This is a genomic window from Streptomyces luteolus (assembly GCF_029968015.1).
GTDB classification, from domain to species: Bacteria; Actinomycetota; Actinomycetes; order Streptomycetales; family Streptomycetaceae; genus Streptomyces; species Streptomyces luteolus.
This window is the reverse complement of the sequence record NZ_JASCIS010000003.1, coordinates 271,985-284,623: the sequence shown is the minus strand read 5'-3', so window position 1 is coordinate 284,623 and position 12,639 is coordinate 271,985. Positions and strand designations below refer to the sequence as shown.

The 12,639-nt window shown below is 71.2% G+C and carries 12 protein-coding genes; 7 read left to right on the top strand and 5 right to left on the bottom strand.

Annotation, left to right across the window (positions count from 1 at the left end; genetic code table 11):
- From QIT00_RS04505 to QIT00_RS04490, 4 genes are all read left to right on the top strand, one after another.
- The coding region (locus QIT00_RS04505) for an acyl-CoA carboxylase subunit beta (protein ID WP_282533738.1) at window positions 1–874 on the top strand (874 nt) is incomplete at its 5' end.
- A gap of 41 nt (window positions 875–915) precedes the next feature.
- Window positions 916–1,110: an acyl-CoA carboxylase subunit epsilon gene (locus QIT00_RS04500; protein ID WP_282533737.1), complete on the top strand. Its 195-nt coding sequence runs from the start codon at window positions 916–918 to the stop codon at window positions 1,108–1,110.
- Window positions 1,111–1,291: 181 nt separating this feature from the next.
- Window positions 1,292–3,064: an acetyl/propionyl/methylcrotonyl-CoA carboxylase subunit alpha gene (locus QIT00_RS04495; protein WP_282533758.1), complete on the top strand. Its 1,773-nt coding sequence runs from the start codon at window positions 1,292–1,294 to the stop codon at window positions 3,062–3,064.
- Window positions 3,065–3,234: 170 nt separating this feature from the next.
- Entirely contained in the window at window positions 3,235–3,363 is a 129-nt protein-coding gene (locus QIT00_RS04490) for an LPFR motif small protein (RefSeq protein ID WP_282533736.1), read from the top strand.
- A 33-nt stretch (window positions 3,364–3,396) separates the two neighbouring features.
- On the opposite strand, the gene QIT00_RS04485 is transcribed toward QIT00_RS04490, so the two are convergent.
- Entirely contained in the window at window positions 3,397–4,374 is a 978-nt protein-coding gene (locus QIT00_RS04485; protein ID WP_282533735.1) for a hypothetical protein, read from the bottom strand.
- A gap of 135 nt (window positions 4,375–4,509) precedes the next feature.
- Entirely contained in the window at window positions 4,510–5,649 is a 1,140-nt protein-coding gene (locus tag QIT00_RS04480; RefSeq protein WP_282533734.1) for an NADH:flavin oxidoreductase, read from the bottom strand.
- A 120-nt stretch (window positions 5,650–5,769) separates the two neighbouring features.
- On the opposite strand from QIT00_RS04480, the gene QIT00_RS04475 reads away from it, so the two are divergent.
- Entirely contained in the window at window positions 5,770–6,204 is a 435-nt protein-coding gene (locus QIT00_RS04475) for a MarR family winged helix-turn-helix transcriptional regulator (RefSeq protein WP_282533733.1), read from the top strand.
- A 109-nt stretch (window positions 6,205–6,313) separates the two neighbouring features.
- Here QIT00_RS04475 and QIT00_RS04470 read toward each other — a convergent pair whose 3' ends face one another.
- The 3 genes from QIT00_RS04470 to QIT00_RS04460 all read right to left on the bottom strand — a co-directional run bounded on the left by QIT00_RS04470 (window position 6,314) and on the right by QIT00_RS04460 (window position 10,584).
- Window positions 6,314–7,675, bottom strand: a complete 1,362-nt coding sequence (locus QIT00_RS04470) for an MFS transporter (protein ID WP_282533732.1) — start codon at window positions 7,673–7,675, stop codon at window positions 6,314–6,316.
- Between the two features lie 149 nt (window positions 7,676–7,824).
- Window positions 7,825–9,480, bottom strand: coding sequence for an amidohydrolase (locus QIT00_RS04465; protein WP_282533731.1), 1,656 nt, complete (start codon window positions 9,478–9,480; stop codon window positions 7,825–7,827).
- Window positions 9,481–9,684: 204 nt separating this feature from the next.
- Window positions 9,685–10,584, bottom strand: coding sequence for an Lrp/AsnC family transcriptional regulator (locus QIT00_RS04460; RefSeq protein WP_282533730.1), 900 nt, complete (start codon window positions 10,582–10,584; stop codon window positions 9,685–9,687).
- 244 nt (window positions 10,585–10,828) lie between these two features.
- Here QIT00_RS04460 and QIT00_RS04455 point away from each other — a divergent pair, with 244 nt between their 5' ends.
- Complete coding sequence (locus tag QIT00_RS04455; protein ID WP_282533729.1) at window positions 10,829–11,800, top strand: C-terminal binding protein; 972 nt, start codon at window positions 10,829–10,831, stop codon at window positions 11,798–11,800.
- Between the two features lie 11 nt (window positions 11,801–11,811).
- Window positions 11,812–12,603: a class II aldolase/adducin family protein gene (locus QIT00_RS04450; RefSeq protein WP_282533728.1), complete on the top strand. Its 792-nt coding sequence runs from the start codon at window positions 11,812–11,814 to the stop codon at window positions 12,601–12,603.
- Window positions 12,604–12,639: the final 36 nt, after the last annotated feature.

The window sequence follows — 12,639 nt, the reverse complement described above, 5'->3', positions numbered from 1 at the left end:
CGGGGATGAGAAGGACGCGATCGAGTACGTCAAGTCGCTGCTGTCGTATCTGCCGTCGAACAACCTCTCCGAGCCGCCGGCCTTCCCGGAGGAGGCGGATCTGGAGACGGGTGACGAGGACCGTGAGCTGGACACGCTGATCCCGGACAGCGCGAACCAGCCCTACGACATGCACACGGTGATCGAACACGTCCTGGACGACCAGGAGTTCCTGGAGACGCAGGCGATGTTCGCGCCGAACATCGTGACCGGTTTCGGCCGGGTCGAGGGCCATCCGGTGGGTGTGGTGGCGAACCAGCCGATGCAGTTCGCGGGCTGTCTGGACATCGACGCGTCCGAGAAGGCGGCGCGTTTCGTGCGGACCTGCGACGCGTTCAATGTGCCGGTGCTGACGTTCGTGGACGTCCCGGGTTTCCTGCCGGGGGTGGAGCAGGAGCACACCGGGATCATCCGGCGGGGTGCGAAGCTGATCTACGCGTACGCGGAGGCGACGGTCCCGCTGATCACGATCATCACGCGCAAGGCGTTCGGCGGGGCGTATGACGTGATGGGCTCCAAGCATCTGGGCGCCGATCTGAATCTGGCCTGGCCGACGGCGCAGATCGCGGTGATGGGCGCGCAGGGCGCGGTCAACATCCTGCACCGGCGCACGATCGCGGGGGCCGAGGAGTCCGAGCGCGAGGAGGTGCGCGCGCGGCTGATCCAGGAGTACGAGGACACGCTCCTGAACCCGTACACGGCGGCCGAGCGCGGCTACATCGACGCGGTCGTGATGCCGTCCGAGACCCGCCGCCAGATCGTCCGCGGACTGCGCACGCTGCGCAGCAAGCGGGAGTCCCTGCCGCCGAAGAAGCACGGCAACATCCCCCTGTAGCCCCGTGCACCTGTAGACCCGTAGACCAGTCAGGAGGACCGATGATCAAGGTCGTACGGGGCAACCCGACCCCCGAGGAGCTGGCCGCCGTGGTGGCCCTGCTGCGCGCCGTCGACACGGCGGAGCCCGCACCGGAGCCAAGGCGTCCCCGCACCTGGGCCTCGCCTCGACTCCTCCTGCGTACGCCCCAGGGCTACGGCGCCATCGGCTGGCGCACCTCAGCCCTGCCTCAGTGAACATTCCGATCGGAGCGAGCATGAACGCCCTGCGACAACGCGCAGACAGAGGCGCCGAGGTGAAAGCCCGTGCGCCGCGTGAAGCCGGACACGAACTGACTTGCGTCGGGCCGCACCGGACGCCGGAGCGGAGCGTCGCCACCGCCATCGCCATCGCCGAGGACGCACGGGAGGCGGCATGCTGACCAAGGTGCTCATCGCCAACCGTGGCGAAATCGCTGTCCGCGTGGCCCGGGCGTGCCGGGATGCTGGGATCGCGAGTGTGGCCGTCTACGCCGATCCGGACCGGGACGCCCTGCATGTCCGTGCGGCCGATGAGGCGTTCGCTCTGGGCGGTGACACCCCGGCCACCAGTTATCTGGACATGGCCAAGGTGCTGGCCGCGGCGAAGGACTCGGGTGCGGACGCGATCCACCCCGGTTACGGGTTCCTCTCCGAGAACGCGGAGTTCGCGCAGGCGGTGCTTGACGCGGGTCTGATCTGGATCGGGCCGGGACCGGCGGCGATCCGGGACCTGGGTGACAAGGTCGCCGCCCGGCACATCGCGCAGCGTGCGGGTGCTCCGCTGGTGGCGGGCACCCCGGATCCGGTGTCGGGTGCGGACGAGGTGGTGGCGTTCGCCGAGGAGCACGGTCTGCCGATCGCGATCAAGGCCGCCTTCGGTGGTGGCGGTCGTGGTCTGAAGGTGGCCCGCACGCTTGAGGAGGTGCCGGAGCTGTACGACTCGGCGGTGCGTGAGGCGGTCGCGGCGTTCGGCCGGGGTGAGTGCTTCGTGGAGCGCTACCTGGACAAGCCGCGGCATGTGGAGACGCAGTGCCTGGCCGACACCCACGGCAACGTGGTCGTGGTCTCCACGCGTGACTGCTCGCTGCAGCGCCGTCACCAGAAGCTGGTCGAGGAGGCCCCGGCGCCGTTCCTGTCCGAGGCGCAGAACGCCGAGCTGTACCGGGCGTCGAAGGCCATCCTGAAGGAGGCCGGTTACGTCGGTGCGGGCACGGTGGAGTTCCTGGTGGGCCTGGACGGCACGATCTCCTTCCTGGAGGTCAACACCCGTCTGCAGGTCGAGCACCCGGTCACCGAGGAGGTCACCGGTATCGACCTCGTACGGGAGATGTTCCGGATCGCCGACGGCGAGGAGCTCGGCTACGGCGACCCCGAGATCCGCGGCCACAGCTTCGAGTTCCGGATCAACGGTGAGGACCCGGGCCGTAACTTCCTGCCCGCGCCCGGCACGGTCACCGAGTTCGTGGCGCCGACCGGTCCGGGTGTGCGCCTGGACGCGGGCGTGGAGTCCGGTTCGGTGATCGGTCCGGCCTGGGACTCGCTCCTTGCCAAGCTGATCGTCACGGGTGCGAGCCGTCAGCAGGCGCTGCAGCGTGCGGCGCGTGCGCTGGCGGAGTTCAGGGTCGAGGGCATGGCGACCGCGCTGACGTTCCACCGGGCGGTGGTGGTCGATGAGGCGTTCGGGCCCGAACTGGGCGGTTCCACCGAGCCGTTCAAGGTCCACACCCGCTGGATCGAGACGGAGTTCGTCAACGAGATCAAGCCGTTCACGGCCGGTCCCGCCGAGGCGGAGGAGGACGAGACGGGCCGTGAGACCGTCGTGGTCGAGGTCGGCGGCAAGCGCCTGGAGGTCTCGCTGCCCTCGTCGCTGGGGATGAGCCTGGCGCGTACGGGTCTGGCCGCGGGTGCGAAGCCCAAGCGCCGGGCGGCGAAGAAGTCGGGTCCGGCCGCCTCCGGTGACACCCTGGCGTCCCCGATGCAGGGCACGATCGTCAAGGTCGCCGTGGAGGAGGGCCAGGAGGTCAAGGAGGGCGACCTCGTCGTCGTCCTGGAGGCCATGAAGATGGAACAGCCCCTCAACGCCCACAAGTCCGGCACCGTCAAGGGCCTGACCGCGGAGGTCGGCAACTCCCTCACCTCCGGCGCCGCGATCTGCGAGATCAAGGACTGAATCGGCGGCCTTCCGGCCTACCCGCGTCCCCACGGGCGCGGGTGGGGTCCAACCCTCGCGGTTTGACCTCGCCGACGACGGGGACTCGGCAGCGTGACCGACGAGGCGAACCCGCTCACGTCGTTCCCGGAACGGGACGCCGGAAGAGTGGGGCCCGCAGAGGAGGACCCATGCTGACCGCCATCGCCGATGTGCTCCGAGCTGTCGGCGGAGCCATCGCCACCGTCGTCACGTTGCCTTTCCGCGCCCTTGCCCGCCTGTTCGGCGGGGCATCGGACAGTGCCCACGGCAGGCACTGACCAGGGGCGACGAGTTCGCCCCGCCAGGTCTGCCTACTCACGCAGGCGTTCCACCTCCGCCGCCGCCCGCTGCGCGTCCCGCTCGGCCCGGGCGGCGGCGTCGGCCGATGCCCGGGCGCGTTCCTCGGCGTCCCGCTGGGCACGCTCGGCCCGTTCCAGCCCCTCGCGAGCAGCCTCCAACTGCCGTTCTGCCTCGGACACTTGCTCACGGGCACGGGTGCGGCGGTCGCGCGCCTGCTCCAGCGCGGCGTCCGCGTCCTGTACGTCGGCGCGCTGCCGCTCAAGCGCCTGATCGGCCTCCGCGGCGGCATCCTCGGCTGCCTTACGGGCGGCCGCGAGCTGCTCCTGCTCCCGCCGTCGGCGCCGCTCGGCGAGTTCGTCCCGCACGGGCGCGGCCCCTGGAGTCGACCGTGCGGACTTCCGAGTCCGTTGCTCCCGCCGCGCGGCAGCGCCCGAAGTGCCCGAAGGGCCCGTAGCGCCGCTCGACGAGAAGTCCGAGGGCGGCGTGAGTGCGCTCTCCAGGCGACCCGCCGCCCACCGGTCCGCCGACTCCTGGTCGGCGAGCACCGCCCGCAGCGTGGATACGACGTCCTGCTGCGCCCCGTCCGACAAGGGGTGGCCGGCCTCCCGGGCGAGCGAGACGGCCTGCCGGGGCATGGCCGCGACGACGCTGTTCCGCCGGCCGGACAGCTGTTTGATCTCGTCGGCGTCCAGGGAGCGATACGCCTCGCGCAACGCCTGCCCGAGGGCCAGGAACCGCTCGCAGTCGGCCGGCTCCGAGCGCAGCAGGAGGTTGGCCGCCCAGGCCGCGAGCGTCGGACGGCGGGCGGCGCGGATCCCGCGGGCGCCCTCCGGGCGGCCGTCCGCCTTCGCCTCCGCGGCCAGCTCGCCTCTACGGGCCACGAAGTCGGGCGGCGGGGTGACATAGAGCTCGTCAAGGAGCTCCTCCACGTCCCGCTCTCCGCTCTCCGCCCGGCCTCCTCGCTTCCCCTTGCTTCGGCTGTTGCGCATGCTTCCCACACTCCGTCGAGCCGGAGCATCACGCACCTCGCGGCCCGGCCGCCGATACGGCCACGCCCACAGGCGCGGTCCGGCCGCTCCGGCACCCGGTACGACCAGACCGCCACCACCAGCGAAACGTGGGGCCTAGCTCAGCGTCTTCAGCGCGGCGGCGTCGTACGGCCTCAGGTCCTCGGACCGGTCCCCGAGGACCTTCGCCGCCCACTCAGGGTCCTGGAGCAGCGCGCGGCCCACGGCGACCAGGTCGAACTCGTCGCGCTCCAGGCGGTCGAGGAGGTTGTCGATGCCCTGGAGCGGGGCGCCCTGGCCGGCGAACGCGCGGATGAAGTCGCCGTCGAGGCCGACCGAGCCGACGGTGATGGTGGGCTTGCCGGTGAGCTTCTTCGTCCAGCCCGCCAGGTTGAGGTCCGAGTCCTCGAACTCCGGCAGCCAGTAGCGCCGGGTGGAGGCGTGGAAGGCGTCGACGCCGGCCGCGGCGAGCGGGGTCAGGATCGCCTCCAGCTCCTGCGGGGTCTCGGCGAGCCGGGCGTCGTACGCCTCCTGCTTCCACTGCGAGTAGCGGAAGAGCACCGGGAACTCGGGCGAGACGGCCGCGCGGACCGCGGCCACGATCTCGGCCGCGAACTTGGTGCGGGCCACGGCGTCGCCGCCGTAGGCGTCGGTACGGCGGTTCGTGCCCGCCCACAGGAACTGGTCGAGCAGGTAGCCGTGTGCGCCGTGCAGTTCGACGCCGTCGAAGCCGATGCGTTCGGCGTCCGCGGCGGCTGCGGCGAAGGCGCCGATCACGTCGTCCACGTCCTGCCGCGTCATCGCCTTGCCGCCGCCCTCGGTGCCGTCGACGCGGATGCCGGAGGGGCCGACGGCGGGGGCGTCGGGGTAGGGCGCGTCGCCCTGGTTGCGGACCATGCCGATGTGCCACAGCTGCGGCACGATCGTGCCGCCCGCCGCGTGCACGTCCGCCGCGACCTTCGCCCATCCCGCGAGCTGTTCCTCGCCGTGAAACCGCGGCACCCGGTCGCTCTGCCCGGCCGACTCGTGGCCGACGTACGTCCCCTCGGTGACGATCAGGCCGACACCGGCGGCGGCGCGGCGGGCGTAGTACGACCGGACGTCCTCGCCGGGGACGCCGCCCGGGGAGAACATGCGGGTCATCGGCGCCATCACGATGCGGTTCGGGACGGTCAGGCCGTTCAGCGCGAGGGGCCGGGACAGGATCTCGGCCGCGCGGGACACAGGGGACGAGGCGGTGGAGTCGGTGACGGTCACGGGTGCTCCTCGCAGGTACTTGACTACCTTGATACTTGAGAACTTCAGGTAATGGTGCCGAGAGGAGACGGTAGATACGAATACTTGAGATCGTCAAGTTTCCTGGGTAGGTTGGCTGCCATGACAGGATCCGCGCGCGTCGACACCGCCCAGCTGATGGAGCTGCTCTCGGTGTCGCTCGGCGTCTACTACGGCGACTTCACGGTCGCCGCGGCGAGCGAGAACCTCACCGCGAGCCAGGGCAAGGCGCTGACCGTGCTGCGCCGGGGCCCCGCCGCGATGCGCGCCCTGGCCACCACCCTGACCTGCGACGCCTCCAACATGACCGGAATCATCGACCGGCTGGAGAAGCGCGGCCTGGTGCGCCGCGAGCCGGCGCCGGACGACCGGCGCGTGAAGACCGTCGTCCTCACCGCCGAGGGCGAGCGGGTCACCGACGCGATCCGGGCGAAGATGCACGCCACCCAGGAGGGCCTGGGCCGCCTGGACGACCAGGAGCGGGACAGGCTGTACGCCCTCCTTGAACGGGTCTTCGCCGCCCGCACCGACGCCTGAACCCGGCCCTCTTGCACGCCGGATGCCGGATGCCGGATGCCGGATGCCGGAAGGGCTGAGGACTCGCCCTTCCGGCATCCGGCGGAGACGCACGCGGTGTTCGGTCGTATCAGGCGTCAGCCGACAGGGGTTGGCGTGCGACGTCGGGCATCTGAGCCGGGACGCGCCGCCGGGAGTACACCCGCAGGCGCAGCGTGCACCAGATGCCGATGGCGGAGATCAGCATGAGGGCGGCGGCGGGCGGCCAGTACGCGCCACCGGCGAGCGACGAGAGCCAGACGGCGGTGACCGGCGCGAAGCCCGCGAAGATCAGGTTGCAGATCTGGTACGTCAGGGAGATCCCGGTGTAGCGGACGTGCGGGGCGAACCCCTCGGCGAGGATCGCCGCCATCGGCCCGTAGAGCGCGGACATGACGAACCGCATGGCGAGCATCATCGCGTAGATCAGCAGGACGCTGCCGGTGTCCAGGGCCATGAACTGCGGTATCGAGAGCAGCACGACGCCGGCGAGGCCGCCGACGACCACCTTGTGCGCGCCGATCCTGTCGCCGAGGAGTGAGAGGAACGGGGTGACGACCAGTTCCAGGAACGCCGCGAGCGTCAGGCCGTTGAGCAGCATGGACTCCGACAGACGCTGGTCGTCGGTGCCGTACGAGAGCAGATAGCTGGTCACGACGTAGTAGCCGCCGGTCGCGGTCGCCAGCGAGAAGACACCGACCAGGACCGTCTTCCAGTCCTTGCGCAGCACTTCGGTGACGGGAAGCCTGTTGATCTTGCCCTGGCCCTGCTTCCTGTCCTGCTCGGCGTGGATCTCGTCCATGACCGGCGAGTCCTCGAGGCGGGTGCGGATCACCAGGCCGATGACCACGAGCACGGCGGAGGCGAGGAACGGCACGCGCCAGCCCCAGGAGTTGAAGGACTCCTCGCCGAAGAGGTTCATGAGGCTGAACATGCCGGTCGACAGCAAGGCGCCTACGGAGGAGCCGAGTTGGGCGAACGAGCCGAAGAAGGTGGCTCTGCCCTGGGGGGCGTTCTCGACGGCGATGAGTACGGCGCCGCCCCACTCGCCGCCGATCGCGATGCCCTGGATCAGGCGGAGCACGATCAGCAGGATCGGCGCGAGCACACCGATCTGGTCGTAGGTGGGGAGCAGGCCGATGGCGAACGAGGCGATGCCCATCATCAGCAACGTGATGACGAGGGTCTTCTTGCGGCCGACGCGGTCGCCGATGTGACCGAAGACGATGCCGCCGAGCGGGCGCAGCAGGAAGCCGATGGCGAAGGTCGCGAAGGATGCCATGGTCTTGACGGCCGTCGGCATGTCGGCGGGGAAGAAGACGTCGTTGAACACGATCGCCGCGGCCGTGGCGAAGGCGTAGAAGTCGTACCACTCGATGGATGTTCCGGACAGTGCGGCGAGGGCCGGCTTGTACGGGCTCTGCGCGGTGCGCGGGGTGGTGCGGTCCGGCATGGGGAACTCCGGCGGAAGAGTGCTGTCGGGGGCGGGCACTGCTGAGGTGGGGACGAAGGGGTGGCGTGGTGACCGGAGTTGGCGGGGCGGCGGTCAGCGGTCGGCGGTTGGCTATCAGTGCTCAGCGATCAGCGATCAGCGATCAGCGCTCAGCGGTCGGCGGCCGCCCAGGCGCGGTGGCCGCCGACCCAGGTCTCCCGCACGCGGATGCCGGTGAGCTCCTCGACCGGCACGGTGAGCGGGTCGGCGTCCAGGACGCAGAAGTCGGCGAGCATGCCCGGCGCGAGGGCGCCGACCGCGTGCTCACGGTGCAGGGCGGCCGCCGCAGCACCGGTGTGGGCGTGCAGTCCGGCCTCGACGGGCAGGCGCAGGGACGCGTCGCCGAGGACGGTGCCGAGCACGGTGCGGCGGGTCGCGGCGGCGGCGACGGCCTCCAGCGGGGCGGGCGGGGCGACCGGCGCGTCCGAGGAGAAGACGACCGGGACCCCGGCCGCGGGGCAGCGGCCCGCCGGGTTGTAGCGGTGCCCCTGCTCGCCGACGGCGGTCAGCGTGCCGTCGCCGGTGCGCAGATGGTGCTGCGGCTGCATGACCGGGACGACGCCGAGCCGCCCCATGCGGTCGATCTGCTCGTCGGTCGGCAGGCCGGAGTGCTCGATGCGGTGGCGCATGTCGTCGCGCTCCCGGTCGGCTTGTGCCTTCTCGATCGCGTCGAGCACCATGCCGATCGCGTACGGGGACTGCGCGTGCGTCGCCGTCTGCAGACCGGCGGCGTGGGCGCGGCGCACGATCTCCGCGTACTCCTCGACCGAGTGGTACAGCTGGCCGTGGTGGCAGCAGTCGGCGGCGTAGCCCTCGGGGAAGTACGCGGTCCAGCCGCCGAGGGTGCCGTCGGCGTAGAACTTCACGCCCTGGATGCGGAAGTGGTCGTCGCCGAAGCCGCGTACCGCACCGAGTTCGAGGGCGGTGTCAAGGAGCGCGGACGTCAGGTACGCGGAGACGCGCAGGCGCAGACTGCCGTCGGCGTGGGCCCGCAGGTACGTCTCCATCTCGCGCCGCGAGACCTGGGCGTCGCCGATCGTGGTGACACCGGCGGCGAGGAACACCTCCTGGGCGCGCAGCAGATGGTCGGCCATGATCGCGTCGGGCTCGGTGAGGTGGAAGTTCGGGCCGTGGTTGCCGATCTTCACGCCGGCCGGGCCGGTGAGCAGGTCGCAGGCCGCGTCCCAGAGCTGCCCGTCGGGCTCCCCGTTCGCGAAGTGACCGATGCTGCCGCCCTCGGGGGAGGGGGTGCCCGCGGTGATGCCGCAGGTGCGCAGGGTGTGGGAGTTGACGACGCCGCCGTGCCCGGAGGCGTTCATGACGTACACCTCGCGGTCGTCCGCGACCCGGTCCAGGTCGTGGCAGCTGGGGTGGCGGCCCTCGGCGAGGCGCCGGTGCTCGTACCCGAAGCCGCGGACCGGGACGCCGGCCGGCAGGTCGCGCCCGGCCTCGCGCAGCACCTCGACCATGGTGTCGATGTCGCCGACGCGCTCGGGTCGCAGGTCGACCCAGGCGAGGGCCTGCCCGTACATCACCGGGTGGCAGTGGGCGTCGATGAAACCGGGGTGGACCAGGCCGCCGTCCAGGGCGAGTTCCTCGTCGACGCGGCCGCCGAGCGCCGCACGGGCGTCGTCAGCGGTGCCGACGTGCACGACGCGGTCGCCGCGGACGGCGAGCGCCTCGGCGCGGGACGTGGTGCCCGCGACGGCGACGGCGGCACCGGTGACGAGCAGAGTGCGGTCGGGGGACGGGGTGGGGCGGGGCATGGCAGGCCTGCTTTCGACCGGGAGGATGCGGAGTGCGTCGACAGACGATTCGACTCGCTGGACCATAGATGGCGAACGACTGATTGACCAGAGGGTCCGGCCAAGAATGTTTGTAATGTCGAATCGCCAGTTTGATTACGGATCGATTGCGCAGGCCTGCGGTTCGCCCTCCGGCCGGTCGCGGATCGCACGCCGGCCGGTCGTTCAGGCCGTGCGCGGCCCCATGTCGTAGCGCTCCTTGACCAGCTCCAGGTGGAGCCAGCTCTCCACCTCGCGCACCTGGGCCAGCTCCCGCATCTCCTCCAACGTGCCGCGCACGGCGGCGAACGACTCCGCCGTGATCGTGCCGACCATCTCCGCGCGGCCCAGGCAGGTCGACAGGAACGTCACCCGCGAGAGTGCGGCCACCCGCTCCGCGACCTGCTCCGCCGCGCCGGCCACCCGCAGGCTGAACCCGCACAGGTAGCCCATCCCGAGGACCTCGGGCCGCACCAGCGCGACCACCTTCGCCACGCCGCCGTCGAGCAGTCGCAGCGTCCGCGCGCGAGTGGCGCCCGCCGAGAGGCCGACCCGCCCCGCGAGCTCGGCGAACGGCAACCGCCCGTCCTCCTCCAGCTCGGCCAGGATCCGCTCGTCCACCGCGTCCTGCGGCGCCACGGTCGGCTCCTCGGCCAGCAGGTACGGGTCCTTGACGTGCCGCGTCGCGATCAGCGGGTCCACGGTGCGTACGCCGTCCATCGCCCGGATCCGCTCGATCGTGCGCTCCAGCTCCTCGAACCCCGATGTGCGCAACTCCGTCATGATCGACCGCCGCCCGCTGGTCAAGGTCACGAACGGGGCCTGGGGGAGTGTGGCGATCGCGCGCGCGACCGGAGTGGAGGCGCCCTCGGTGTCGATGGCCAGATGCGCGGAGGCGGTCAGCCGGCGCACGGCCGGATGCGCGATCGCCACGACGCGAACGGCCCCCGACTCCTGCAGTCGCTGCACCCGCATGCGCGTCGCGGGGCGGGAGAGTCCCACGCCCTGGGCCAGTGTCTCGTAGGTCAGCCGGCCGTCGGTCTGCAGCTCGCGCACGATCGCCAGGTCGGTCTCGTCGAGATCCACAGGTGTCCCCCTCGGTGTGTGGCTGGTCGTCCCGGCCGTGGTCCGGCCGGGGTCGGTGCTCATTCTCGGCCAGGGCGCCGAGTGCCCTGACGGCGACTTCGCCGATCCGGCGGATGGCGTCCACTCAAGGCGGCGATGCTGACCGTGGCTTGCGCACGATCATCTCATCTGGCCTGGACAAATTCAGGGCTCGAAACGTAAGTTCCATGCCCGTACGGCGATCGAATCGTTCATGGAGGGTGATGTGGTGCGACCCGTGGTCGTGATGACCGACACGGAGGAACTGGACCCCGGGCCCGGCTTGCGGCTGCTGTCCGAGGCGGGCTTCGACGCGCGCGTGGCCGGCAGCCGTGACCCCGACGCCATCGTCGCGGCCGCGCGGGACGCGGACGCTCTCATCGTCGGCTACGCGCGCGTCGACGCCGCCCTGCTCGACCGGCTGCCCAAGGTGCGCATGCTCGCCACCATGTCCGCCGGCCACGACATGATCGACACCGCCGAAGCGGCCCGTCGCGGCCTGTGGGTGGCCAACCTGCCGGACTCGGCCACCGAGGACGTCGCCGTGCACGCCCTCGCCCAGGGCCTCGCGCTCATCCGCCGCCTGCCGCAGGCCGACGCGCTGGTCCGGGGCGGCGGCTGGAGCGAGGACTTCGTCGAACTCCCGCGCCGTGCGAGCGAGTTGACCCTCGGTCTGGTCGGCTTCGGCCGCATCGCCCGTACCCTCGCCCGGATCGCCGCACCCCTCTTCGGCCGCGTCCTGACCTACGACCCGCACGCCACCGAGGGGACCGCGGGCGTCGAGCACGTCGACCTGCCCACGCTGACCGCCGAGGCCGACGTCCTCTCCCTGCACACGCCCTCCACCCCGCAGACCAAGGGCATGGTGAACGGACCGTTCCTCGCTCGTATGCGCCCCGGCAGCATCCTCGTGAACGTCTCCCGAGGCGACCTCATCGACCCCGACGCCCTGCTCGCGGCCCTCGACAGCGGCCACCTCGCCGGTGCCGCCCTCGATGTCTTCCCCACCGAACCGCCCGCCGCCGACGACCGGCTGCGCAACCATCCGCGCCTGCTGCTCTCCCCGCACAGCGCCTTCCTCACGGACGCCTCACTGCGCGCCTACGCCACCGAACCCGCGCGCAACGTCATCGCCTGGTGGACCACCGGGCGCCCGCACACCCCCGTCGTGACCCCCAAAACCACGGCCACCGCATAAGGAGCCCTCGCGTGACCGAGACCCTCACCGCCCCAATCGACGCCGACGCCGCAGCCGCCGAGGAACTGCGCCTGCGCCGCGAACTCGCCGCCGTCTACCGGCTCGTCGCGCACTTCCGCATGACCGACCTGATCTTCACGCACATCTCGCAGCGGCTGCCGGGCCCGGACAACCACTTCCTGATCAACCCGTACGGGCTGCTCTTCGAGGAGATCACCGCCTCGAACCTGGTCAAGATCGACCTGGACGGCAACCCCGTCGAGCCGACGCCCCACCCGGTCAACCCGGCCGGATTCGTGATCCACAGCGCGATCCACAAGGCGCGTACCGATGCCCACTGCGTCCTGCACACCCACACCAAGGCGGGCTGCGCCGTCGCCGCGCAACAGGGTGGCCTGCTGCCCGTGAACCAGATGTCCATGGAGTTCCACAACCGGGTCGGATACCACGACTACGAGGGCGTCGCCCTGAACCTGGACGAGCAGCAGCGCCTCGTCGCCGACCTCGGGGGCCACCCCGCGCTCATCCTGCGCAACCACGGTCTGCTGACGGTCGGCGACAGCGCCAAGCAGGCGTTCCTGCGCATGTACTACCTGGAGAAGGCCTGCGAGATCCAGGTCACCGCCCAGGCCGGAGGGACCCCGCTGATCATTCCCTCGGACCAGGTGGCGGAGTACACCGCCCGGCAACTCACCGGGGAGGGCGACGCGAGCTCCGACTTCGAGGACCACGACGCGCACGACCTCGCCTGGGCGGCGCTGCTGCGTCTCGTGGAGCGGATCGCGCCCGAGTACACGGACTGAATCGCCCCGAGCTGCTCGACCGGACCGGCCGCCCGC

What these genes read in the sequence shown, in the direction of transcription:
- QIT00_RS04500 (WP_282533737.1), top strand. Translation starts at nt 916, where the DNA reads ATGATCAAGGTCGTACGGGGCAACCCGACCCCCGAGGAGCTGGCCGCC.
- QIT00_RS04490 (WP_282533736.1), top strand. Translation starts at nt 3,235, where the DNA reads ATGCTGACCGCCATCGCCGATGTGCTCCGAGCTGTCGGCGGAGCCATC.
- QIT00_RS04485 (WP_282533735.1), bottom strand. Translation starts at nt 4,374, where the DNA reads ATGCGCAACAGCCGAAGCAAGGGGAAGCGAGGAGGCCGGGCGGAGAGC.
- QIT00_RS04475 (WP_282533733.1), top strand. Translation starts at nt 5,770, where the DNA reads ATGACAGGATCCGCGCGCGTCGACACCGCCCAGCTGATGGAGCTGCTC.
- QIT00_RS04470 (WP_282533732.1), bottom strand. Translation starts at nt 7,675, where the DNA reads ATGCCGGACCGCACCACCCCGCGCACCGCGCAGAGCCCGTACAAGCCG.
- QIT00_RS04465 (WP_282533731.1), bottom strand. Translation starts at nt 9,480, where the DNA reads ATGCCCCGCCCCACCCCGTCCCCCGACCGCACTCTGCTCGTCACCGGT.